Raw genomic sequence first — 23,403 nt, 5'->3', positions numbered from 1 at the left:
GCGCAGACAATGGAAGCAACGCTGACGCGGCCGAGTAGTAAAATCCTCCCGTCACTAGGAGTCATCCTGGCGGCGGGAGGTTTTTTATTGCTTGGTTGGTTTGCATTTTTATGGTTCGATCCGGGTCCGGCACCGTATCAATATCGGTTAGTGGAAGAAGGCGGGATAGAAAAGTTTCCCAAGCTAGAATTAGGGGCTTGGCCGGATCTTAAGCTCACAAAGCAAGAAATCCACGTCGAGGGGATGGAAGAAGCGATAGCCGCTGCCTATATTGCACGCCGAGGAAATTCGAAGCCCGTGATGATCGGATGGGAAAATCACGTTGGCGAACCAATGATCTTTCTTGATAGTAAGCTCTCCGAGCTGTCCATCTTGGCGCCGGCAATTTCCAAGCATATGCCGAAGGATGCGGCTATTCTGGCCTGGTGGGACACCTCGCGGCAGATCCAACTTCTCACCGGATTAGATCCGGTCTTCACCACTCAGCTGAACGAACCTCTCATTATGCCGATGGTCTGGAAGCCAAGAATGGAATCCATCGCGAAGTATGAACGAGACTTCTGGGCGGCTCCACCGACAGAGGAAGAGGAGCGTAAATTCCAACGATTTGCGGATGCGTTAGCCTCAGAGCCCAAAGAAGGTGTCGAGATCCTGCGTGAGCTGGTCGGCGGACGCGAAGGGTATGTCGTGGTTCACATTGCAGACATCTATAAGCTTGGGCTGATGCGTCCGGATCGTATAGGTGTTGCCTATAAGGACTTTCCCGTGAAAGGGAGCACCGATGTTCATGGAGTCAATATAATGATCAAGCGTTGGGAAGGGGACAACAAGTATGCCGGACACACTGTGCATGGTTTTTCAGACAATATCTTCCGCGCGTACTTCCTCACAGATGAAAAAAGCACAAAGACGCTGCTCGCGCAGATGTTGCCCATGACGACCTCGCTCATTCTGGATTTCCAACCGGTCCAGCTGGTCTATAAAGAGGGAGGTTATTTGGTGTATAAGATACCATCTGCACAGCCATCGAATAATTGATTCTTTGAGTGGCCGAAGTAGAAGGCTCGTTATTGTAAATCTTGCACACACACGATAGACTAACGCACATTCGATTTTTTAAGCGCGACCACTAATAGTTGTTCTGATGAAAGGAGGCCCTGTGAAGTATCCGAAGCATCCCATGTTATTTGCCCTAGCGGCTGCTGTGTTGTTTATGGTCTTTGCTGGAACTGCTTCCGCTGAGACACCGTTTGAAGGTCGGAAGAAATGCAGTAATTGCCACAAGAGCGAGGCAGACTCATGGATAAAGACCGCCCACGCGAAAGCAGTCGACTCGCTCAAAGCCGACAGGAATAAGGAAAAGAATGCAGCCATGGTCAAGGCGAAACTCGACCCGAAGAAGGACTACACAAAGGACAAGGATTGTATCGGCTGTCATGTGACAGGGTTCGGGTCTGAGGGAGGGTATGAAATTTCGGACCCCGACAAATTCCTTGTCGGTGTCGGTTGCGAATCCTGCCATGGAGCTGGCACGGATTATCGGAAGATTCACCGCAAGGCCGGCGAGGCCTTTGAAAAGTCGAAAAAGGTTACGCCGCGGGAAACCCTCGCGGAAGCAGGACAGGATTTTGAATTCATCGAGAAGTGCAGTGCCTGTCATCTGAACTACGAAGGCTCACCGTGGAAGGGTGTCAAGAAGCCCTATACGCCGTTCACCCCTACCGTGGATAAAAAGTATGCGTTTGACTTTGAAAAGTCCGTGCGCAACAACAAAGCCATGCATGAGCATTTCAAACTATCTGGAACGTTCGAAGGTCCGCCGACCCCGAAGTTCCATGAGGAATTCCAGAAGGATGCGAAGCCGGCGGAGATAGGCAAGGAGGAGTAATGTCAGAGAGGGGCATTGTGACAGTCGGCGCCTTAGCTCTTGGCGCAGTGATTGCCGTTGGGACGATTGCCGTGGTATTCGGCGGCGAAGCGGCGATATCCAGAACCGAGTTCTGCGTGAGCTGCCATTCCGAGACCTACCCCTACGAGGAGCTGAAAAAGTCATCGCACTGGGGTGCGCTCGGGGCGGACCCTGGCTGCAAGGACTGTCACGTTCCGCAGGGCTTGAAAAACTTCCATCTGGCTGTGTGGACTCATGTGGTGGATGGACTGCCGTTCTTGATCGACGAGTTCACCGTCGATTACTCGACGATCGAGAAATTCAACGAACGTAGGCCGGAAGCAGCCTACAGGGCGCGTATGAAACTCAAGGGCTGGGACAGTTTGACCTGTCGGGCCTGTCACAAGAATACCAAGCCACCAGGAGCATCGGCAAAAGCAGCGCACAAGAAGATGGAGACCGAGGGGGCGACCTGTATCGATTGCCATCAGAACCTGGTGCATAAAAAAGTCCCGGAGACCGATCTCAATGCCAGTTTAGCTCAGGGCAAGAATGTGCCCAAAGCAGAGCCCAAAGAGAAGAAAGAAGACGACTGACACCTTTGATGCCGGCATAGTGAGAAACTATGCCGGCATCAGGTGCGCTGAACAATTCGGTTACTCCTGCCCATTAGGTTGAACCCCAACGACGTCTGATCTCAGAACTCAACAAACAGTTTTCTCGACAAGCCAGAAAATTGCGCTTGTTGAGTTGACGCAGGACCGGTGACACGTTAAATTTCTGACACAAGCGAGCCCCTGCTCGAACCCATCTAAGATCTGAAACATGAGGAGATACTTCCAAGGAACCGGTGTGAGTGGCAGGCTCAAGGGGATCTGGAGTTACGATTCATGAATGTACTGCAGTCGACCATGCTACGCCATTTCCCGCAACTGGGTGTTGCGCATCCCCACAGGACCAGGGATTACGTCATTGCGGCCTATACGTTTTTTGCTGTCGCCGTCTGTTTGACGTTAGAAATAGACGCGAGCCTGGGACGGCAGTATGTCCTGGGGGGTATCGCGTTTGTCTCTCTCTTGGTGATGCTTCTCGGCGAAAAAGGAGAAGCGAGAATCCAAGTCCTCGTTGCAGTGGCCTTTGCCACATGGGGCGAACATTTTGCGTCGATCTATATGGGGGGATACACCTATCGGTTTGAGAATGTGCCGGCCTATGTGCCGCCTGGTCATGGAATGGTGTATCTCACAGCCATTGCCATGGCCCGATCCGGGCTCTTTCAGCGATATGCGAGAGGGATTACCGCCTTTGTGATCATCGTGTGCGGTGCATGGGCAGCTTGGGGGATAAGTGGGTTGCCGGAACAGGCCGACGCACTGGGCGCATTAATGTTCGCCATTTTCTTGGGGTTTCTGTTCCTAGGCCGTTCACCCATGGTCTATCTCGCGGCGTTCTTTATTACAACCTGGCTGGAATTAATTGGGACAGCCGTGGGCGCGTGGAAATGGGCGGCCATAGATCCTGTGCTTGGCCTATCTCAAGCCAATCCTCCAAGCGGGGTGACGTTCTGGTATTGCATCGTCGATTCGGTGGCCATGGGCGGGGCAGCCCTCGTCCTGAGTGGCCTGAGATATGTCAATGCCTGGCGTCAAACTGAGGGCTCTTCTCCCTCAACGGTTAGCCGTTGGACGGGCTTGTTCGGTCTTCCTGAGCATGCACGAGAGGATATTCAAACGCAGATACAGCGCACCTCGCAGGCCATCAGCACGTCGTTGAAGAATCCCGATCTTGCCGTTGAGCCCCTCGACAAAACCTAATTCCCCGCCTCACCTGAACAAGGATCATCCCAATTCTCCAACCACAGGATTACATTGTGACGACGCTCTAGAGTGGTGGTGGAGCACCGCCCTAACAAGATTTTCAGTGGTATCGATGTGCTTGATTTACGGTAGGACAAGCAGGGGGTGGCTTGCGCCACCCCCAACTCAGCCAATGACCTAAGAGGCACTTCTGATCCTAACTGTTATCGCGCACGCACCAGACGAAGTTTTTGTTGATCTTAAAATCGTTGCCGATGATGCCATAGTCGAAGTTCACGTCCCAGGCGCTGAAGGGATACTCTTCGTGCTCCGTTGACGTCCAATAACCATGAAGCTCGATGTTGGAAAATGGATGGCCGGATACGAGGGCGGGGGGAGGATAGATCGTGTGATCCGCCAGGGTCTCCAATTCTTTGAGTGATGGCAAGCGCCAGTCCTTCTTGCCACCGACGGTCTTTTTTGCACAGACACCGGCGGCATTTTTCCACACCGTCATCGCTCGCTCCGGTATCATTTCCCACACCAATCCGGTCTCATTGTCCAGCGCCGCCTCTTTATTAAATGAATCCAAAATGGTAAACCTCGCCGACAACCCCACCGCCTTGCCGCCTTGGAATTCCGCCAAGGGACCGGCTTGCGCGTCAGAAGCTGTTGTTCCTAAACCAAAACCAGCCAGCCCCAGGCATCCGACAACCAGCCCCGCAGCGCCGATGCCGCCCAACCATTTACTTCTTCTGCTTTTCATGTCGACCCTCCTGTATGTGATATTGTTGCACCGCCCGACTGCCGCGTGATTGATGACATCAGACCACGCAGTGAGGGATGCTGTTTACGTTCGGGAAAATGATTGATCGCAAGTCGGAAGCCGCTGAGATAGAAATGGCTGACCCTCCTGCCTGATTGCCGATGGTTGAAAATCGAGAATCGGCGTAGGACATCTTCTCAGATTCATGACAAGTAAAGCGTATGCTTAATAGCAGGAGACTCTTTGCTTTGTCAATACCTTCTGCAGGACCGATCCCTTCTACGGGTCTGCCTGAGCAAGGCCATCCGAGTGGCTGTAGGGGGGTGATGGAAGCGAGCACGCCGTTGTTATGTACAACCGGTTGCACACGAGATGCTATACCCTCTTCTCCCAATCGTAAAACGGGGAGGAAGAGGCTCATCCTCTCCCTCCCCATCTTATGTTACTCTGGTACGACCGTGCTGCGCTGAGCCCACACTGCTAGTGAATCAGCTGTGTCTTGGCACTATCCTAATCCTCTCCCTGCAGATTACTACAGACCTTTGAAGAGGCTAGGATTAGTCGGACCATCTATCTTCAGCAGGCCAAGGGCGCCCTTTTCGGTGCGGAAGAGCGAGTGGTCAACCGACACGAACGTGCCGGGCATTTCGCCTTTGAATTCTCCGATGGTCGCTTCACCCGTCCCCACCAGGGTGCTTTGGATAGATTCAAGCGGCGGTTTTGACATGTCACCCGCCGGCCATACCCGGTCTAACATTTCTCCGATGACATGCCACGAAGATTCAAAGTTGACTCCTGCGTTGCCGTAGAACCATCGAGTGGTCTCTCCCACTCTACTGCGGAGTGGAACCTTGACCAACGCGGTCATGTGGCCGTTATGCACGATATACGACGCATCCTTTTCCTTGACCTTGTCGATCGAGAAATCCAAGGTGTCGTTCTTCTTGCCGTCCTTCATGTAAAATTCGCTCTGCATGACATAGAATTCTTTTTCGACAGGCTTCAGCCCACCAACCGGCTCAACGAGGATCAAGCCGTACATCCCACTCAACAAGTGTCGAATGTTATATGGCGCTGCAGTGGAGGACTGATAGATAAAGAGACCTTGTTTGGTGGCCTTAAATGATAGCTTGGCTTCCTTTCCAGGCTCCGCAGTGACCAGGGCGGCTCCGTCGGTCGCCTTGCCGAAGTCAAGATTGTGACTCTCCTTGCTGTCCTTCTTGTTCTTGAAATTGACTTCAACCGTATCGCCCACCATGACGCGGATCATGGGCGCTGGCACCATGCCATTGATCCCCCAGAACTCATACCTATTATCATCGCTGATCAGACCGACCCACTCGGATGCTTCCAGGTTGACCACGACGGTGGCGGGCTGGGTTCGCGTGATGGGAGCGGGAACATTGGGTGCCTTCAGGAGTTGGGCCTGGATGGTCTCCGCGGACACCACGCCTGCATTGATGGCGAGACACGGAGCCATGACCAAGGCGCTGATCAACCCGGCATGACGCATGTTGTGTAAGAAACTCTTAGGCATGACGCCTCCTTTAATTTTTGAGAACTCTCGTAGATGGCCTCGTTAATTGGATCCTCTACTCTACCTTCAGCAGACCCATGGCGCCGAGGTCCTTTCGATTGCCCACTGGGTCAACGAGGGTATAGGTGCCGGCCGTCTTGACTTTAAACTCGACCATCACCGCGCCACCAGTAGGAACCTTGGTCACCTTGACATTTTCCGCCGGTGGTGCGCTCAAAGAACCCTCGGTGTAGACCCTGTCGAACGGCTGCTCGAGGATCTGAAAAGAGTCGACAAAGTTGGGTCCTACGTTGGTGAAGAAAATCCGAACGGTTTCCCCCGCCTTGGCTTTGAGGGGGTTCTTGACCAGCGCAGTCTTATGGCCGTTATAGACCACATGGGAAGGACGCTCATCTAACCCAGCTTCGTACGAAAATTCCATCGTCTCGCCCTTCTCAGCACCCTCTTTCGTGTAAAACTCGCTTTGCGTGAGCTGATATTCCCTGTCGACAGGCTTCAACCCACCCACCGGCTCGACGACGATCGTGCCGTACATGCCATTCGACACGTGCTCGGGAATGGACGGCGAGGCGGTGGCGCAGTGATACATAAAGATGCCAGGAATGATCATCTTAAACCTTCCCCCGCTTTCTTGCCCTGGCTCGCTATTGAGCAGGCTCGCCCCGCCGCCTGGCCCCGTGATCGCATGGAAGTCGATATTGTGGGATTCCTTGCTGTTCTTATCGTTCTTCATGCGGATTTCAACCGTATCGCCCAACATGACACGGATCATGGGTCCTGGGGTGTGCTTATTAAAACCCCAGAACTCATAGTTGTTATCGTCGCTCAGCGGACCGACCCACTCGTCCGATGTCAAGTTGACGAGGACCGTGGCGGGCTCGGTTCGTTTGATGGGAGGAGGAACATTGGGTGCGAACGCCAGTTGCGCTTTGATGGTCTCTGCCGACACCACACCTGCATGGATGCCCAGATATGGGGTCATCATAAATGCGCCGACCAATCCGGCCGTGCGCACACAACGAGATAAACTAATAGACATGACGCCTCCTTTGATTTTGGACTGCCCTGATACTGTCTTCTCTCATACGACGCGGGCGAACCGAATGGTGTCAGCCCCGGTTCAGGGCATTGTCGTTACCTTCCTGCTTACGGTTTGTAGCACGAGTGGTCGTGCGGCTTGCCTCCGTTTGAGAACATGTTCTCAAACGCCATCACATGCCAGATCTGCTCTTCCGTCAGGGCGTTCTTGAAACCTTTCATTTTTGTCTTCGGGATACCTTCCGAGATTCGCCAGAACCAGAATGCGTCAGACCAGCGGCAGATATTTTTAGGATCGCGCATATCCCGCGCGCCTTTCTTGACCGGTGTGCCGTCCTTGCCGTGGCAGCTGCCACAGTTGACGTTCGGATTAACCTCGCCCTTGTAAATCAGCTCTCCTTCTTCGATTGCCTTAGGATCCGTCCAGCCTCCAGCCGGCATTTTTTTGTCTGCATACTCAGGTGGAACCGGGGGCAATGGGGGGTCATCTTCAGCGAAAGCCATGCCTCCTGACAGAATCAGAGCGCTCCCCATCATTAGGATTGCCATTCCGAAATTCCTTCCCGTCATTCCTGCCTCCTTATTTGTATGAATGGTGAGTCTGGTCTATCGACGAGGTCCAACTTCATGGGGTCCATCAGGTATGTTTCTATTTCCCGTTGGGCTGCCACATCGAAAGTAATGTATCTTAACACGCCGATAGCACAGAGACCATCCAGGCATAACCATATGCCGGGAAGTTGTCTCCTATGCCATCTTATCAACCGAACTAAGCAAGGCGATGTAACATAGCAAATTACAAAGTGTCAAGAGGCCGCACTGTTTTTCAAACACTTGCGGCCGTGCCGCCGACGAGATTCCATATTGCAGGTCTGCCTCGAATCCCCTGACGCAGAGCCAATGACGTGCCGGTTTTAAGTGTCCGAAGCGCTCACGGCGGTCCCGCCAAAGGCCTGGCTCGATCGTGCCGTTTGTACGCTCGATGCATTGACATCCTCGGCTGCCTCCGTGCAAGATGACGCGCGCAGCAATGCGCCGAATCAGTTGTACGCCACCCTCCATGAGCCGATCGGTGGACCGCCGTGCCGATTCGTCGGTTATACACACAGGGGCAGGAAGCACGAGGGGTGCATCACATGGCGAACGGTACACCGATGGTGTTTCGAGTCGGTTGGCTTTCAAAGATGATTGTCGTGGGTCTCGTCTTGTCCGGGTGCGACAACACGGTGCGGCAAATCGGCAAGTCGACGGACTCAGCGCCTGTCGTCCAGGCGGAGATGCGAGACAAATATACTGACCGCACCTATGGTTTTACGGTCAAGTACTATCCAAGAGAATACGTGCCTCTCACCGAAGGCCCCGCCCAGACAACCACACAGCCGACGGCGGTCCAGCGCGTACGTTTTCAACGGAAAGATCCCGCGACCGGCCGGGTGGCAGATCGTGGACCTTCGGGTTTGACCGTCAGCGTGTTCGAGCGATCGCCGGAACGCTTGCTGCAGGACTGGCTCGACTCATCCGGACTGCTGCCTCCCGGCAGCGAGATTTCTTTGGTTCGACTGACAGGCGTGAAGGAAGGGTTGAGAGTGACCCTCCGCCAGCAACCTGCCCCTAACGAGTTCGTCTATCTTGCGAACGATCAGTACGTGTACGGTCTCGTGCCGTATGACGCCCAGGGCGGGAAAATGCTGAGGTCGTTCCGCCTCCTCCCGGATTCCTCAAGGGCTCATATGCGCCATTGATCTGAGCGTGCAGAAGAAGGTTTCGGAACACGATCTGAACGCCACGTGAAGAGAACGGATTAGCCTCGCGTATCTCTTATTGAGAATTCGCCAGTTGCCAGGTGAGTGCTACGACATACCGTGCGATGGTCCGCAAAATTTCCGGATTGATCGTGTCGGCGGTGTCGGTGGGCAGACTCATGTGCGGGTGGACCCCGCCGCTTGCGATGCTGACAGTTGGAATGCCGGCCTCTTTGAACGGTCCGTCGTCGCCGCCGGGCAAGAAACTGTAATAATCAAGCTTCTTGACCAACCCTGCGACAAACCCTGCTTCCCGTAACACAGATTTCTTCAACTCTGCGACACGGAACATTAACACGCTGTCTCCCGCTCCGACATGGTCGATGTTGACCATGGCCCTTGTTGAGTCGAGGGGGATGACGGGTCTCGATGTATAGAGGCGCGACCCGAGCACATCTCTCTCCTGTCCGCTAAAGGAAACAAAGAGGATCGTCCGTTCAGGGCGCAGGCCGATTTTCCCAAGGGCACGTGCAACCTCCAGGACGACAGCCGTTCCTGAGGCATTGTCGTCCGCGCCGGGAAACCAGAGGCCCGCTGGACGTCCGAAATGGTCGCGATGGGCGGCGATGACAATAGTATCCGGCCCTGTCCCAGGAATCATCCCCACCACGTTCGTCAGCAAGCCGTCCGCGATCGTGGTTTTCCAATGGAGAGATGCAAATCGATTGACGAGGCGCGATCGCGCTGACGGGGCGTTATTGAGTTGTTCTTGGAGGATGCGAAAGTGGTTAGGATTGGACTCCCCGCCGCTTCCAGCGAGAAGCGTCTCGGCCAATTTGGTGCTGATCCATGCGCCAGGGAGGGCTTGGGCAGGGGGGAGCTGCCCATACATTGCGCTGGGCCTTCCCGTCGCGCCGCGGCGTATTTCATAGGGGCTGATAATCGGCCCTGTAGCGGTCAGGTAGGCCACGGCTCCTCGATCTCGTGCGAAGCGGACCTTATCGGCGTGGCTGACAGGGCTTGGGTAGTGATCCGGTTTGCCACGCAGGAAGAGCACGATGCAGTTCTTCACATCGACGCCGGCGTACTCGTCGATCCCTTGAGCGGGATCGACCATGCCGTACCCGACGAAGACGATCTGACCCTGGAGATCGGCAGAGGGGGAGTCAAAGACCGGGAAGTAGTCCTTGCCCAGCTCCGCGGTGACCAACTGGTCCGCTGCGCCAGTGCGAACAACCGGATTAGGTTCGATGAGTGGCGTGGAGACCACAGAGGCCATGATGCCGGCCTCTTCCTTCCCGGCACTGGGAGAGGGAAAGGCGATTCCGTTGTTGTCAATCCGCGGGAGTTGTATCCCTGCCGACGTCAATTCCTGTGCAACCCATTGTGCGGATCGCAGGTCATCGGCGGATCCAGCTTGCCGTCCGTTGAAAGCCGGGCTGCTTAACGTGCGCACGTCGGCGAGCATCCGTTCGCTCGACAGGCTATTGAGTGCACCAAGCCATGCCTGCGGGTCTTCCTCCGATTGCGCGTACCCTCGGCTCACAAAGGAAAACAGCCCGAGGATGATTCCCAGGAGAATAATCACAACAACGGAGGGGGAGTAGCTGCCTGTCGAGTTGTTCATGCAGTGAGTCTCCTAAAGATGGCACAGGACTATAACATAGGCTGACCTGTTGCAGAGCGGTTCTTCGCTCGCTGCTGCCGTGATCGCGGAACGGCGTGTCTCGGACTTCGGCGATCTCAGTCGAGCCGGGCACCGGGGTTGGGCTGGTGAGAACATCAGCCGTTTTGAGCATTCTGCATACCTCTGTGGTGACCTCTTACTCATCAAGATATGCGGATGGCTTCAGCAGCCCTCGCGAGGTTTTCCCCAACTCACTACGATTGCCTCACCGTTCCTATTGCGAGTAAAATGAGTGTTTCCTAAAGTTTGCCGGTTACTTATGTTGCCGGACGGGACGAGGTATCGACGGGTACCTCCCACGAGCCGCCTGTGAAAGCCGCCAAGGCGAAAGATGCGAAAGACAAGGCAGGCGCGCAGAGAGCAAGCTGAAGCTGTGATGAGGAAGGGTGTCTATGCGTTCGTGGCTCATGATCATACTCGTGCTGGTTGTCGGAGTTCCATCTGCTCAGTCGAAACAGCCGCAGGTGGAGATCGTCAAAATGCCGGCTCAAATTGGTACGCGATACTTCGATCCCAACCGTCCGCCGCGTGACCGGCCGCCGCTCACGGGACCCGAAGAGGCGGTGCGTGCCGGGGGGTTCCTTTCCGATGCGTCCGTCGGCGGTCAGATCATGCAGACCGATGCGATGCATGCGAAGGCCACGATCAACCGGATTAAAGTGACGCTGCAACTTAACCTCACGACATGGCTGCCGAATAATCCGCAGAAGAGGATTGTTGAACATGCAGAAGGGCATCGGCAGATTTCGGAATATTACTATCGGAACGCTGAGGTGATTGCCCGGCGTATCGCGGAGCCCTATCTCGGCAAGCTCATCGATGTGAGCGGCCCCGACTTGCGCAACGTTCTCAGCACGGCAATCGACAAGATCGCGGAAGAAATCACCAACGAGTACCAGAGGCAGATGTCGGTCGAAACAACACAGGATCGGTACGACACCATCACGGAACATAGTCGAAAAGAGATCCCAGTACCGGAGGCCGTCGCCCAGGCGTTGAAGGAAACCTATCCGGATCCGGCCAAGTCAACCGTGGCGCTCGTTGACCATCCTGAATATCTGGCCTGGAAGAACTTCGCGCCTGGTGCGAAGGTTGTGTACGCCGCTCGGTACTGGACTCTGGCCGATCCGAACAACTTCCTGGCTGGTCCGATCACTTCTCTCAAGGCCTATCAGTTGCGGGCCATCAACGCTGAGAAGATCAGACTGTGGTTCAGCGAAGCTCCTACTGATCGGTACGGGAGGCCCATGCCTCCGAATCAATGGGAAGAAACGATTGCCGCTCAGTACGATCCCGGTGACGACCCGTTGGCGAATCAATCCCGTTCTGCCCAACTGCTGACTATCTTTCATCAAGCCGGCAATCTTGCGATGGGTGTCCACCCAAACACCGTACCGATTGAAACCGGCGAAGACACGATCGAAGTCAATGGCGCCCGGATTGCGACGCACTGGGAGTCCGCGACATATGCGTATGACGCGTTGGTGTGGCCGACCTTCAAAAATTGCCGCCTCGTCATCAAACTCTGGACGAGCGACACCGTTCCGACGGGCTTGGTTCGCAAGACCGAAGAGAGAACCTGTCCGCTGAACCGGGATCAGTTGGCGCGAGTCATGGTCGAAACATCTCTTCAGTCGTTCGAGGGGTTTACGCCGGTGGTGGGTAGATGAGTGAAACGGAGCAGGATCAGGGTCACCCTTTAGCCCGTAGTATTCACGTCTATTCAGAAGGGAGAATGCCAATGACACGATATACCATGTCGCAAGCTGTTGGACTCGCCGCACTAGTTGTTCTCGTCACCGCCACGGTGCTACCGCTGCAACAGGTATTTGGCGAAGGCGGGGCCAGGCGGGATGTGATACGCGCTTAGGAGCAGCACCGCGAGGAAGCCATCACGCTCGCCCAAGAGGCGGCGGACCATGGTAAACAGGGTCATGTGGGTGCATTCCTCACCAGTGCGGAAGCGGCGCTACAGTCTGCTCTGAAGGCCGGCGAGGCTCCGCATGTGGACGCAGGGATCGGGGAACTCAAGCAGGCCATTGAGCACGGGAAAGCAGGTCATGCGGACGTGGCGACGAAACACGCTGAACAAGCGATCACACACCTGGCTGAGAAGTACCGGAGCAGATAGGCTGACACAATACCTTTGCGACGCCATCCCAGCGGAAGGGGGCGGTGCCTCCGTTCTATACTCCGCCCATGCCTGATCGCTCCGGTCTTGCCTTTCCCGAGTCCCTCAGCGCTCACCACCGCCGCGCGGGTGGCCTTGCTCCTCCCAGCGCGACCCTTCTAGAATGGACCATTTTGTGAGGTGCCTGTGTCCTTCCGATTGACTATGACCCTTGTGTTGTCGATCTTCTGTCTCGCCGTGCCGGCATGGGCCGATTTTCAGGCTGGCATGAATGCGCATGACCGTGAAGACTACGCCACCGCCTTGCGGGAGTGGCAGCCGCTGGCGGAGCAGGGCGATGCCCTGGCGCAGTATCAAGTGGGGATGATGTATCACAAGGGCCGCGGGGTGCCGCAGGACGATGTGCAAGCCCGGAAGTGGTATGGAAAAGCGGCGGCGCAGGGAGAGGCCAAGGCGCAGTTCAGCCTGGGCACCTTGTATTTTAATGGAGAAGGCGGTCGGAAGGATTATCAGCAAGCCCTGCGATGGTTCCGTCTCGCGGCAAACCAAGGAATGGCACTCGCTCAAACGAAACTCGCCATCATGTACGATTACGGGGAAGGCGTGCCGAAAGATAAGGTCCAGGCGTACACGTGGCTCAGTCTGGCCGCGACGAACGGAGATAAGTCTGCGCCCCTGCTGCTCAACTCACTGGACAAAGAGATGACGCCGGCTCAAATTGCCCAGGCCAAGAAACTGGCGAGTGAGTGGAAATCGAAAGACCAATGAGAGGATGAAGGGGCCCGCATCCTCACCCAGCTGGACGCCCATGTGGAAGACGGGTACTACCGTGTTATACCGATGCGCCCCCGCGACTATCGCGTGGCGCGCGCTTGGCTCGGTCAACTGCAGGGTACCCTCCGAACATTGGATGCGTCTCATCTCGCCGTCGCCAATCCCACCCCCTAATCCCCAATCGAGAAAAGAAGAGGGACAAGAGTGGGTCTGGGCCCCTTCTCCGGGTCAACTCGGCGTCATTGGAATCCGCAATGGTACTCATTGGAAGATTTACCAATTGCCCGACTAGGTTGACGAATCCATGAGTTCCTCTGCTCCCACGCTGCTACCAGGACAGGACAAACCAGGCCCATCTAGCCCCACTTGGGCAGTCTCCTGAGTTGTGGTTTCTTGTGGGGTCGGGTGGTCGGGTGTTGCACTAGGGGAAGTTCGTAAACCGCGGGTCAGATTTCTAAGCTACCCGCGCAACCCCTTGAATATCAAAGCCCCACGCGTCGGTTAACGACGGGAGGAACCCCTGCCCTTCACCACCATCGTTGGAAGCCCGTGAATCAGCCAAAGAAATTTTCCCCCGGGATGGCGGTGACGGTGGAAATCAAGACCGGCCAGCGGCGCGTCATTGAATATCTGTTGAGCCCGTTGCTGAAGTCCGTCAAGGAAAGTCTGAGGGAACGATAAGGGTCTATCTGGTTTATCTCGTCTATCTGTCTGGTTGAACGAATCAAACCAGATGAACCTGAGAGACGAGCCTCTTGAAGTGATTTGGTAAGGCTGAAACGGGGTCAGCCCCCAAATGGTGCCTGACCCCCTCTCTGCCTAGGCCAATGGGACTGGTTGATTGGTTAGGGGAGCAGGAGATTCCGTGACGGTCGAGACCTCTTCTGAACAGGGGCTCTCAAGGCCGTTATAGGCACTAACTGCAAAATAGTAGGTAGTATTCGGATCAAGGTTAGGGACTGTGGCTGACGGGGAGTCAACGTACATGGAACTTTCGTATGTACAGCTGCCTGGTTGTCCCGGTGATTGTTTGCCGTAATGGACGAAGTAGGCAATGACTGAAGGGTCTTGAACCGGAAGCCATTCGAGAGAGGCGGTGGCTGCTGCTGGTGTTGCTGTTGATCCGCTGTCGGCCTGGTGTTCTGGGGCGCATCCGGTCAGCAGGGGCATGATCGCCACAAACAGACCGACCACGATGGCGGTCAAAGGTAACGGTACTGTATGGGGCGTTGATTTCGTTCGCGCGACTTCGTGCGTGTTGTGGGGCAAGTAATGAAACATAGTCGAGGGTAGAGCAAGCTACGTGCCATCGCGCGCGGTTCTAACTAGTGAATCTCTTTATTGAAATTGATGAGACCTCGTTGCGCGAGGTTGTTGGATTTGTACAGTCTGAAGGCCTCACCCTACAGATCCAGTGTCGGCGCAAAACGCCGTCCCATAAGGGTTCCCGCTATTCCGCTGCTGCTGTTCGGAGGAATCAGATCAGGATTGGGATGTGCAGTGAGCGAGCTGGTTGAGGCTCCAGGCAATGAAGGTATCCCATGGGCACAGAACGGGTTACGAGCGAGGTAAGCAAGAGGAGCCGGAGGGATTGAACTGGTGTAACTAGCCTGTTGAGTTTACCTAGTTGGTTATGCCCAATTAACTACACGAGACGATGATCTTCTCCCTCATGGGACGGTCCGGTTCCTGAAAAAACGATAGAGTAGGTAAGCATTCACAATCATCATGATTGTGAAAATACTATAGGTGGTGGATGCGGTAGCGAGATTCAACTCTGTGAGCACCCTGGACAATCCGAATGCGACGATCAAGGCGTCGAAAGCCATGCAGATCCGCCTGAATGTTTCAGGGTCCATCCAACGAATGAGAAAGCTTCCGAGCGGAATTCCCAATAGGACGCTGGGGATGATGTACAGAATGATCTCCATGCTGGCGTAACTGTAGAGTCCGATGAAATAGTAAGCGATTCCTGTCAAGACGGCTTCTCCCACTCGAATGACGCCGAGCGCGGCCCGGAAATCCTGTTTGACATATCCTTGATTATTGAAGAGGACCGCAAGGGGGGGGCCTGAGATGGTGGTAATGGAATAGAGGGTCCCGATCCCCACTCCGAAAGGGACCGCGATGGCTTTTTCGGATTTGATGGGTTTTCTGATACCGGCAGCTTGGAGCAGAATCAGCGGCAACAGCATGATATAGGTTACGAACTTTACCCAGGACGGATGCACCAGGGAGAGAATATAGCTGCCGATGGCGACACCGATCAGGAGGCCGATCAGGATAGGCGCCACGCGCCACCAAATGTTCGGGATGCTTTTGCGGTTGATAAAGAGGACGTACCCATTGATCACCAGTTCGACGAGCACTAATGCCGGATTTAGAATACGGTTGGTATAAAAGAGCAGAGCGACGGGAACTGTAATCGAAGAAAATCCGTATCCCAGGGCGCCATTGACGGTAGCGGCGACAAGCGTAATCGCTACGAGCACGACGAGATCCATACTTATCCTTTGCGAGGCACTGATGCAAAATCGTCGAGCGTGTAGTTGTCGAGAATATCGGCGATGGCATTACGAACCTCACCCATCGCATCCTGCAGTGGGCAGTAGGGCTTGGTCGCGTAGGGACAGTCGCTGCACTTTTGATAGGCGGTTTTGCTCACGCAGGAAATAGGCGCGAGCGGCCCGTCTAAGATGCGGATCACTTGACCAAGCGTTATCTCACCGGGCGACTTGATCAGCGTATAGCCGCCCTTGACCCCCCGACGACTCGCGAGCAGCCCGGCCCGTTTTAGCGTGAGAAGAATCTGTTCCAAGAACTCCACCGGGATATGCTGACGCTCGGCAATCTGATGTCGTTGTAACGTCTCCCGGCCATTCGCGAGAGTGAGCTCAAGCAGGGCGCGAAGCCCATACTCGCTTTTTTTCGAGAGTTTCATGGTGCGGTCGAAACAATTCCGAGTGAGTGAGTCAAGATTTGCGACAATAATGTGCCAGGACTGGTCCCGTCAAGAGCCCATAGAAGAATGTGAGTCAAATACGTCAGAGGGTCCGATCCACAATGTCAATCAGTTCTAACAAGAGGCAGGATGCTGCAACTCCTTGATCATAGAGGGGTTGTTCCTTGACAGGTTCTGCGAATTCCTGCTAGTTTCTCCTTTCATTTCAACGAATCTAGCGCAAAAATTCTTCGAACCTTCGATTCAACGACTGGACTCTTCGTGACCTTCCAGGACCTCATCCTCACATTGCATCACTATTGGGCTGAGCAAGGCTGTGTCATTTATCAACCCTATGATCTGGAGATGGGCGCAGGAACCTTTCACCCGGGCACGTTTCTCCGGTCCCTTGGCCCGGAGCCCTGGAGGGCCGCCTATCCTCAACCATGCCGGCGTCCTACGGACGGACGGTATGGCGAAAACCCAAATCGCATGCAGCACTACTATCAATATCAAGTCGTCCTGAAACCGGCGCCTGACAACATTCAGTCGTTGTATCTGGAGAGTTTGGCCCAATTGGGGATTAACCCGAAGCAACATGATATCCGGTTTATTCAAGACGACTGGGAGTCCCCCACGCTCGGCGCCTGGGGCCTGGGCTGGGAGGTACGTCTCGATGGGATGGAGATCACCCAGTTCACCTATTTCCAAGAAATCGGTGGCATAGAACTGAATCCGATTACCGTCGAACTCACATATGGGACGGAACGCATTGCGATGTATCTGCAACAGGTGAATAACGTCTTTGATCTGGCCTGGAACGAATCGATCACGTACCGAGACATCCATCACGAAACCGAAGTCCAGTTCTCGACCTATAATTTCGAAGAGGGTGATGTGGCGATGCTCATGGCCACGTTTCAATCGTTCGAGGGGGAATGCAAACGACTCTTGGCGAATCGCGACAAACGGCTGACGCTTCCTGCCTACGACTTCTGCATCAAGTCGTCGCACCTCTTCAATCTGCTCGATGCCCGCGGTGCGATCAGTGTCGCGGAACGCACGGGCTATATCGCCAGAGTTCGCTCCCTCGCACGTCAATGTGCCGAACGCTATATCGAAGAGCGGGCGGCGATGGGACACCCATTGCTCAACCGCGTGGTGGGGCATGGCGGGACAAAGGTAGTTGGTACACGTTCAACAACCATCGCGGGCCGGCCCTAGCCCACAGAAGAATCCATGGCAAAGGCTCAGAAACCTCGGCGTCCCGGTCCTCCCGCGAAGCGTGGGCGGCGCCTTTCCTCAGTGACCGCTGCCGAGTTGTTGCTCGAGATCGGCGTCGAAGAACTTCCCTACCAGTTCATTGCTCCCGCGTTGGCTGCGCTCAAAGGTTCAGCTGAGCAGTCGTTGACAGACCAACGGCTTGGGTTTCAATCCGTCCGTACTCTGGGAACTCCACGGCGATTGACTCTGGTGGTTCAAGGTCTCGCGACCCAGCAGACCTCTGTGGTCAAGGAAGCGATGGGGCCTTCCAAGTCTGTGGCATTCGATCCGGCCGGCCAGCCGACCAGAGCGGCAACGGGATTTGCCGCAGGGCAAGGGGTTGCGGTTCACGAGCTGCAGATTCGCCAGACTCCGAAGGGGGAGTACCTCTGTGCCGTGAAGGAAGAACAGGGGCGGCCAGCCAACGTGGTGCTGGAAGAACTTCTCCCGCAGTTAATCGCGACACTCTCCTTTCCGAAAGCGATGAAATGGAATCACACCGGTGTGCGGTTCGCCCGGCCGATACGGTGGTTGGTGGCGCTGTTCGGGGGGACCACGATTCCGATCGAAGCGGCAGGAATTACCGCCGGTAACAGGACGGAAGGCCATCGCGTGCTGGGGAATGCAAAAGGGCTTGTGGTCAGAGACTATGAGTCTTATCTGAAGGGGCTTGAACGTCAAGGGGTCATTCCGGACCCGCAGCGTCGTCGGCGTGTGATCGAAGATCAAATTGCCATGATCTGCAACAAGACCGGGTTCCGGCTGAACGTCGATGCCGATCTGCTGGACCAGGCGGTTTATACGACCGAATGCCCCAATGCCGTCATCGGATCTTTCAAATCGGCCTATTTGGAAGTGCCGCAAGAGATCTTGATCACCTCGATGAAAGAACATCAGGGGTTCTTCTCCCTGCTGAATCGTGATACAGGCAAGCTTGTGGCGCATTTCATTGCGGTGGCCAACAATCAGGTGAAAGATATGACCCTCATCCGTGAAGGGAACGAGCGGGTGTTGGCCGCCCGGCTGGCCGATGCCAAGTTCTTCTTCGATGAAGATCGCAAGGTGAAATTACAGGAACGTGTCGAGAAGCTCGCCGGTGTCACATTCCATCAGAAGCTTGGGACTATGGCTCAGAAACAGCAACGGGTCAGGAAGCTGGCCGGCTTCATCGCCTCCAGCCTGCGGCCTCAGGATCCCAAGCTGAAAGAGGTCTGCGAAAGGGCGGCGGATCTCTGCAAGGCCGACCTTCTTACAGGCGTGGTCGGGGAGTTTCCTGAGCTGCAGGGCGTCATGGGGGGTGAGTACGCAACACACGACGGGGAATCTGATGTGGTCAGTCAGGCGATCAGTGAGCAATATCTGCCACGGTCGATCGAAGGCGAATTGCCCCGGACCTTAGCCGGTCAGGTGCTGTCGTTGGCCGACCGGCTGGATTCAATTGCAGCATTTTTTCATGTAGGGCTCATCCCGACCGGATCGGAAGACCCCTTTGCGCTGCGTAGGAATGCCACGGCCATCGTCAGAATTATTCTTGAGGGAAATCTGCGGATGGACTTGGGGCGCTACATTCATAATGCGAGCACCCTCGTTTCCGATGACGGCTTTAAGGGGATGCCGGATTCTGAACTGCAGAGCGTACGGCGGATAGCGGAGTTCGTCTTCGAACGGGTTCGGCACTATGGTCGTGTCGTCCAGGTATTGCGGGATGATGCCATAGAAGCGGTGCTCAAACCGGCCCATGACCAGGCGCTGGACCTCGTCGATCTCGTGCTGAGAATGAAGGCGCTTCAATCCGTGACGACGAAGGTGGAGTTCGATCCGTTGATCGTCGGCTTCAAGCGTGCGCATCGGCTCGTTGAGAAAGAGCAATGGGATCGCAAGCCGGTCGACCTGGCGCGGTTCGACCATCCCACAGAATCTGCCCTCTACCGGGCCACGGCGGAAGAACGCGGCAAGATGATGTCCGCAATGAAGCGGGGGGACTATGGCCAGGCCTTGGATGGGCTGGTGCGTCTGAAGCCCACCATCGATGCGTTCTTCACGGCTGTCATGGTCAATGCAGAGGATCCGATCGTCCGAAGTAACCGGTTGTCGCTGCTCAAAGAAGTGGATGATTTGTTTATGTCATTCGCCGACTTCTCCCAGATTGTGGTACAAGGAGGGTAAGGTATAGGTGGTCCGGTGAGTCCCCCGTGCTCGCGTGACGGCCGGTCTCAGAAGGATGCGAGGGAGCAGGCAGACCGTTCTTCTTGCTCGCAGAGCCCCCACGATAAAGCAGTGGTCGCTCGATGCGCGCAGTGAAGAACAATCTGCCTACTCCCTCTGGAACGTTGGGGAGTCAGAAGACCCTCGCCCGGGTATAATGGCACGTCTCGACGTGCCAGTGGGTGGGCGGGTGAGAATGTCGCGCGCAATAGGGCGACTCATCCGGACCACCTATCGAGTGAGACAAAACGGTCGGGTGTAGAGATGGATCAATCATTGTCAGACGGTCAGCGTCGGGCGAGGAAAGTCCGTCGGTTCACCATCGGCGTGTCTCTTGCTCTGATCCTGTTCTGCAACGCAATTGTTCTAGTTGGGTTTTGGGCCAGCGGGATCAATCTCGATGAACTGGCAGCGCCCCCAGATGTATTCAACTCCAAACAAGACATTTGTCTCAGGCTCGGCTGGAAGACCGTTACGGGAGCAGTGGAACCGGTGCGCCTCTGCACGGAATGGATTAATCTCTCCGATAAGTCCGGCAAGACTCATCAGATTCAACCGGAGATCACGCTTCGGCATGGGCCGGACGGGCAGTATTATATGGATCGGGGAGTTCAGGCCGACTATCGGTTGCTTTTCTTGGTGCTGATTCTCGTGGCAGTTATTGCGTTCGGGCTGGTGGCGAAATGGTATCTGGTTGGACGGTATCGGTTGCACCTCGAATCCGTCTCCGGTCATGGAGCATCAGCTATCCATTGAATTGAACTGACGTCAACGCGAAGGAGAGGGCAGCGTGGCAAAGAAATATGTGTACTACTTCGGCGACGGTTCGGCCGAAGGGACCTCCAACATGAAAGAACTGCTTGGTGGGAAAGGTGCCGGACTTGCCGAAATGACGAATCTCGGCATCTCCGTTCCCCCCGGCTTCACGATTTCCACCGAGGCCTGCGTCGAATATTACAAGAACGGGAAACAGTATCCTCCCGGCATGTGGGAGGCCGCATTGAAAGCGCTCAAGCGGGTCGAGCGGTCGATGGGTATGGAATTCGGCGACCCTGAGCGGCCATTGCTGGTCTCGGTCCGGTCCGGTGCCAGGGCTTCGATGCCTGGCATGATGGATACAGTGTTGAATGTCGGTCTGACGACCAAGACGGTCGAAGGACTGGCGGCAAAAACACGCAACGATCGGTTTGCCCAGGACAGCTATCGCCGTTTTGTGTCCATGTACGGCAGCATCGTCATGGGTGTGCCACGAGAACATTTCGAAGCGATCCTCAAACATAAGAAGGCGGAAGTAGGCGTACCGCACGAGACCCATCTCGATGCGCGGCATCTCCGTGAATTGGTCGCCAGCTTCAAGGCGTTGATAAAGGAAGAGACCAAGAAAGATTTCCCCGATGAGCCGCTCGAGCAGCTTCGCTTGGCCGTCAACGCCGTCTTTTCTTCATGGTTCGGCGCACGGGCCGTCACCTATCGGCGTCTCTACGCGATTCCGGACTCCTGGGGCACGGCGATCAACGTGGTGGCGATGGTATTTGGAAACATGGGAGAGACGAGCGGCACCGGTGTGGCGTTCACCCGGGACCCGGCTTCCGGCGATAAAAACTTTTTCGGCGAGTGTTTGATGAATGCGCAAGGCGAGGATGTCGTCGCCGGTATCAGAACGCCCCTTCCGGTGAACGCCCTCGCGAAGAATGTGCCGGAGGCGTACAGGGAACTGGAGCACACGTACAAGAGGCTCGAAAAGCATTACCGGGACATGCTTGATTTGGAATTTACGATCCAAGAGGGCAAGCTCTACATGCTGCAAACTCGAGTCGGGAAACGGACCGGCATTGCTGCCGTGAAGATTGCAGTCGATATGGTCAGAGAACGCCTGATTTCGAAGCAGGAAGCCGTGCAACGGATCGGGCCGGAGCAATTGGCGCAATACCTCTACCCGATTTTCGACACGAAAGAAGAGGCGAAATCCAATCCATTGGGGAAAGGCCTTCCAGCAGGTCCTGGCGCAGCAGCCGGAAAGATCGCGCTCACTCCGGATCGGGCCGTGACGATGAAGGAGTCCGGTGCCCGTGTGGTACTGGTCAGGCAGGAAACGAGCCCTGACGATATTCATGGGATGAACGCAGCCGCTGGATTTCTGACGGCGCGAGGTGGGATGACGTCCCACGCGGCGGTGGTGGCCCGGCAAATGGGCAAGGTCTGCGTGGCAGGCTGTGATGCGGTGGAGGTACTGGATGGCCAGTCCGTCCGCATCGGAGCCAAAGTCTTCCGTGAAGGAGACTATCTTTCGATCAACGGTTCGACCGGCAATGTGTACGAGGGGGATCTTCCCGTCGTCGAATCTGAAATCATTCAAGTCATCCAGGGCAAGTTGGATGCGAAGAAGTCTGACAAGTACCAGCGGTTCGCGCTGATTCTGTCATGGGCCGATGGCGCACGGAGACTGCATGTTCGCGCCAACGCAGACGTGCCGGATCAGGCGAACATTGCGCGGGGATTTGGCGCAGAGGGGATCGGCCTCTGCAGGACGGAACACATGTTTTTCGCCGAGGATCGCATTCCGATCATGCAAAAGATGATTTTGGCCCGGACGAAAGAGGAGCGGGAAAAATTCCTCGATCAACTCTTGCCCTTGCAAAAACAGGATTTCATCGGGCTCTATCGCGAGATGGCCGGCTATCCGGTCACCATCCGTCTACTCGATCCTCCGTTGCACGAATTTTTGCCGAAGCGTGAGGAATTGATGGTCGAGATTGCACAGTTGGAGCTGACCGGACGCGATGGAAGCAAACTCCAGGAAAAGCGTCGGTTGTTGGCACGAGTCGAAGAACTCCACGAGTTCAATCCCATGCTCGGGTTACGCGGGTGCCGGCTTGGCATCACGATGCCGGAGATTACCCGCATGCAGGCACGGGCGATCATGGAGGCCGCGTGCGAACTGGCCAGGGAAGGGAAGACGATCGTCCCGGAAATCATGATCCCGCTGGTGGGCATGGTTTCGGAAATGAAGGCGCAGAAAGATTTGATTCGCGAGGTGGCGCAGGAGACGATGAAGCAGTACAACACGAAGCTCTCCTATCTCGTCGGCACGATGATCGAATTGCCTCGTGCCGCCGTGACGGCCGATCGCATTGCGGCAGAGGCGGAGTTCTTCTCATTTGGGACAAACGACCTCACCCAAACCACGTTCGGCTTTTCCCGCGACGATGCGGCGAAGTTCATCGATTTTTATCGGACTGCCAATATCATGGAAGCGGATCCCTTCGCGGTGCTCGACCGGGAAGGGGTGGGGGCCTTGATGAGGCAGGCCATCGCCGGTGGTCGGAAAACCCGTCCTGGAATCAAGCTGGGCATTTGTGGTGAGCACGGCGGCGATCCCAGTTCCGTTGAGTTCTGCCATGAATTGGGATTGGACTACGTGAGTTGCTCGCCCTACCGCATCCCCATTGCGCGGCTCGCGGCAGCCCATGCGGCCTTAGCTGAAGCTGCATCGAACCGATCTCTCCCCGCGCGCAAGGTTTCAGGACCTCGATCACAGGCGAAGCAGGACGCGACCAGGACTCTGAAGACGAAGTCGGCTCGGCAGCCTCGCGGCCCGCGCATAGCACGCAAGAAACGGTGACTGCCACCACACA

The 23,403-nt window shown here is 55.6% G+C and carries 19 protein-coding genes and 2 pseudogenes; 13 read left to right on the top strand and 8 right to left on the bottom strand.

Annotation, left to right across the window (positions count from 1 at the left end; genetic code table 11):
* The first annotated feature begins 9 nt into the window (after positions 1 to 9).
* From haoB to HZB34_03340, 4 genes and pseudogenes are all read left to right on the top strand, one after another.
* Positions 10 to 1,038 carry a hydroxylamine oxidation protein HaoB gene (gene haoB, locus HZB34_03355; GenBank protein ID MBI5314986.1) on the top strand — a complete coding sequence of 343 codons (1,029 nt, stop codon included), beginning with the start codon at positions 10 to 12 and terminating at the stop codon, positions 1,036 to 1,038.
* Positions 1,039 to 1,180: 142 nt separating this feature from the next.
* A complete protein-coding gene (locus HZB34_03350) occupies positions 1,181 to 1,888 on the top strand; it encodes a cytochrome C554 (GenBank protein MBI5314985.1) in 708 nt (235 codons plus the stop codon).
* The gene (locus tag HZB34_03345) at positions 1,888 to 2,484 is read left to right on the top strand and encodes a NapC/NirT family cytochrome c (protein MBI5314984.1); all 597 of its coding nucleotides are present in this window, start codon (positions 1,888 to 1,890) and stop codon (positions 2,482 to 2,484) included. The genes HZB34_03350 and HZB34_03345 overlap by 1 nt, the downstream gene beginning before the upstream one ends.
* A 315-nt stretch (positions 2,485 to 2,799) precedes the next feature.
* Positions 2,800 to 3,522, top strand: a pseudogene (locus HZB34_03340) (hypothetical protein).
* A 379-nt stretch (positions 3,523 to 3,901) separates the two neighbouring features.
* Here the strand turns inward: HZB34_03340 and HZB34_03335 are convergent.
* The 4 genes from HZB34_03335 to HZB34_03320 form a co-directional block, all read right to left on the bottom strand.
* Positions 3,902 to 4,450, bottom strand: coding sequence for a DUF1566 domain-containing protein (locus tag HZB34_03335; protein MBI5314983.1), 549 nt, complete (start codon positions 4,448 to 4,450; stop codon positions 3,902 to 3,904).
* A gap of 532 nt (positions 4,451 to 4,982) precedes the next feature.
* On the bottom strand, positions 4,983 to 5,987 hold the full coding sequence (locus HZB34_03330) for a multicopper oxidase domain-containing protein (protein ID MBI5314982.1): 1,005 nt from the start codon (positions 5,985 to 5,987) through the stop codon (positions 4,983 to 4,985).
* 55 nt (positions 5,988 to 6,042) lie between these two features.
* The gene (locus HZB34_03325; protein MBI5314981.1) at positions 6,043 to 7,026 is read right to left on the bottom strand and encodes a multicopper oxidase domain-containing protein; all 984 of its coding nucleotides are present in this window, start codon (positions 7,024 to 7,026) and stop codon (positions 6,043 to 6,045) included.
* A 107-nt stretch (positions 7,027 to 7,133) separates the two neighbouring features.
* Positions 7,134 to 7,595, bottom strand: a complete 462-nt coding sequence (locus HZB34_03320; protein ID MBI5314980.1) for a cytochrome c — start codon at positions 7,593 to 7,595, stop codon at positions 7,134 to 7,136.
* Positions 7,596 to 8,161: 566 nt separating this feature from the next.
* On the opposite strand from HZB34_03320, the gene HZB34_03315 reads away from it, so the two are divergent.
* A complete protein-coding gene (locus HZB34_03315; GenBank protein MBI5314979.1) occupies positions 8,162 to 8,767 on the top strand; it encodes a hypothetical protein in 606 nt (201 codons plus the stop codon).
* Between the two features lie 76 nt (positions 8,768 to 8,843).
* On the opposite strand, the gene HZB34_03310 is transcribed toward HZB34_03315, so the two are convergent.
* Positions 8,844 to 10,394 carry a M28 family peptidase gene (locus HZB34_03310; GenBank protein MBI5314978.1) on the bottom strand — a complete coding sequence of 517 codons (1,551 nt, stop codon included), beginning with the start codon at positions 10,392 to 10,394 and terminating at the stop codon, positions 8,844 to 8,846.
* Between the two features lie 452 nt (positions 10,395 to 10,846).
* On the opposite strand from HZB34_03310, the gene HZB34_03305 reads away from it, so the two are divergent.
* The 4 genes and pseudogenes from HZB34_03305 to HZB34_03290 all read left to right on the top strand — a co-directional run bounded on the left by HZB34_03305 (position 10,847) and on the right by HZB34_03290 (position 14,040).
* Positions 10,847 to 12,124, top strand: coding sequence for a hypothetical protein (locus HZB34_03305; GenBank protein MBI5314977.1), 1,278 nt, complete (start codon positions 10,847 to 10,849; stop codon positions 12,122 to 12,124).
* Positions 12,125 to 12,345: 221 nt separating this feature from the next.
* Positions 12,346 to 12,585, top strand: coding sequence for a hypothetical protein (locus HZB34_03300; GenBank protein ID MBI5314976.1), 240 nt, complete (start codon positions 12,346 to 12,348; stop codon positions 12,583 to 12,585).
* Positions 12,586 to 12,789: 204 nt separating this feature from the next.
* Positions 12,790 to 13,353 (top strand): sel1 repeat family protein, encoded by a 564-nt coding sequence (locus HZB34_03295; GenBank protein MBI5314975.1) that lies wholly within the window; start codon positions 12,790 to 12,792, stop codon positions 13,351 to 13,353.
* A gap of 576 nt (positions 13,354 to 13,929) precedes the next feature.
* Positions 13,930 to 14,040 (top strand): annotated as a pseudogene (locus HZB34_03290) (HlyD family secretion protein).
* A gap of 138 nt (positions 14,041 to 14,178) precedes the next feature.
* On the opposite strand, the gene HZB34_03285 reads toward HZB34_03290, so the two are convergent.
* The 3 genes from HZB34_03285 to HZB34_03275 form a co-directional block, all read right to left on the bottom strand.
* Positions 14,179 to 14,565, bottom strand: a complete 387-nt coding sequence (locus HZB34_03285; GenBank protein ID MBI5314974.1) for a fibronectin type III domain-containing protein — start codon at positions 14,563 to 14,565, stop codon at positions 14,179 to 14,181.
* A gap of 464 nt (positions 14,566 to 15,029) precedes the next feature.
* On the bottom strand, positions 15,030 to 15,863 hold the full coding sequence (locus HZB34_03280; protein MBI5314973.1) for a sulfite exporter TauE/SafE family protein: 834 nt from the start codon (positions 15,861 to 15,863) through the stop codon (positions 15,030 to 15,032).
* A gap of 2 nt (positions 15,864 to 15,865) precedes the next feature.
* A complete protein-coding gene (locus tag HZB34_03275; GenBank protein ID MBI5314972.1) occupies positions 15,866 to 16,300 on the bottom strand; it encodes an Rrf2 family transcriptional regulator in 435 nt (144 codons plus the stop codon).
* A 282-nt stretch (positions 16,301 to 16,582) separates the two neighbouring features.
* On the opposite strand from HZB34_03275, the gene HZB34_03270 reads away from it, so the two are divergent.
* The 4 genes from HZB34_03270 to HZB34_03255 all read left to right on the top strand — a co-directional run bounded on the left by HZB34_03270 (position 16,583) and on the right by HZB34_03255 (position 23,390).
* The gene (locus tag HZB34_03270; protein ID MBI5314971.1) at positions 16,583 to 17,524 is read left to right on the top strand and encodes a glycine--tRNA ligase subunit alpha; all 942 of its coding nucleotides are present in this window, start codon (positions 16,583 to 16,585) and stop codon (positions 17,522 to 17,524) included.
* 15 nt (positions 17,525 to 17,539) lie between these two features.
* Positions 17,540 to 19,729, top strand: a complete 2,190-nt coding sequence (locus HZB34_03265) for a glycine--tRNA ligase subunit beta (GenBank protein MBI5314970.1) — start codon at positions 17,540 to 17,542, stop codon at positions 19,727 to 19,729.
* Positions 19,730 to 20,032: 303 nt separating this feature from the next.
* Positions 20,033 to 20,524, top strand: coding sequence for a hypothetical protein (locus tag HZB34_03260; GenBank protein ID MBI5314969.1), 492 nt, complete (start codon positions 20,033 to 20,035; stop codon positions 20,522 to 20,524).
* Positions 20,525 to 20,558: 34 nt separating this feature from the next.
* A complete protein-coding gene (locus HZB34_03255) occupies positions 20,559 to 23,390 on the top strand; it encodes a pyruvate, phosphate dikinase (GenBank protein ID MBI5314968.1) in 2,832 nt (943 codons plus the stop codon).
* Positions 23,391 to 23,403 lie beyond the last annotated feature (13 nt).

It is taken from the genome of Nitrospirota bacterium, assembly GCA_016219645.1.
Classification (GTDB): Bacteria; Nitrospirota; Nitrospiria; order Nitrospirales; family Nitrospiraceae; genus Palsa-1315.
The sequence above is the reverse complement of the archived record's forward strand: the minus strand, read 5'-3'. Positions and strand labels throughout refer to the sequence as shown.

What these genes read in the sequence shown, in the direction of transcription:
- HZB34_03295 (MBI5314975.1), top strand. Translation starts at nt 12,790, where the DNA reads ATGACCCTTGTGTTGTCGATCTTCTGTCTCGCCGTGCCGGCATGGGCC.
- HZB34_03260 (MBI5314969.1), top strand. Translation starts at nt 20,033, where the DNA reads ATGGATCAATCATTGTCAGACGGTCAGCGTCGGGCGAGGAAAGTCCGT.
- HZB34_03280 (MBI5314973.1), bottom strand. Translation starts at nt 15,863, where the DNA reads ATGGATCTCGTCGTGCTCGTAGCGATTACGCTTGTCGCCGCTACCGTC.
- HZB34_03335 (MBI5314983.1), bottom strand. Translation starts at nt 4,450, where the DNA reads ATGAAAAGCAGAAGAAGTAAATGGTTGGGCGGCATCGGCGCTGCGGGG.
- HZB34_03310 (MBI5314978.1), bottom strand. Translation starts at nt 10,394, where the DNA reads ATGAACAACTCGACAGGCAGCTACTCCCCCTCCGTTGTTGTGATTATT.
- HZB34_03350 (MBI5314985.1), top strand. Translation starts at nt 1,181, where the DNA reads ATGTTATTTGCCCTAGCGGCTGCTGTGTTGTTTATGGTCTTTGCTGGA.
- HZB34_03345 (MBI5314984.1), top strand. Translation starts at nt 1,888, where the DNA reads ATGTCAGAGAGGGGCATTGTGACAGTCGGCGCCTTAGCTCTTGGCGCA.
- HZB34_03325 (MBI5314981.1), bottom strand. Translation starts at nt 7,026, where the DNA reads ATGTCTATTAGTTTATCTCGTTGTGTGCGCACGGCCGGATTGGTCGGC.
- HZB34_03320 (MBI5314980.1), bottom strand. Translation starts at nt 7,595, where the DNA reads ATGACGGGAAGGAATTTCGGAATGGCAATCCTAATGATGGGGAGCGCT.
- haoB (MBI5314986.1), top strand. Translation starts at nt 10, where the DNA reads ATGGAAGCAACGCTGACGCGGCCGAGTAGTAAAATCCTCCCGTCACTA.
- HZB34_03330 (MBI5314982.1), bottom strand. Translation starts at nt 5,987, where the DNA reads ATGCCTAAGAGTTTCTTACACAACATGCGTCATGCCGGGTTGATCAGC.
- HZB34_03315 (MBI5314979.1), top strand. Translation starts at nt 8,162, where the DNA reads ATGGCGAACGGTACACCGATGGTGTTTCGAGTCGGTTGGCTTTCAAAG.
- HZB34_03265 (MBI5314970.1), top strand. Translation starts at nt 17,540, where the DNA reads ATGGCAAAGGCTCAGAAACCTCGGCGTCCCGGTCCTCCCGCGAAGCGT.
- HZB34_03305 (MBI5314977.1), top strand. Translation starts at nt 10,847, where the DNA reads ATGCGTTCGTGGCTCATGATCATACTCGTGCTGGTTGTCGGAGTTCCA.
- HZB34_03275 (MBI5314972.1), bottom strand. Translation starts at nt 16,300, where the DNA reads ATGAAACTCTCGAAAAAAAGCGAGTATGGGCTTCGCGCCCTGCTTGAG.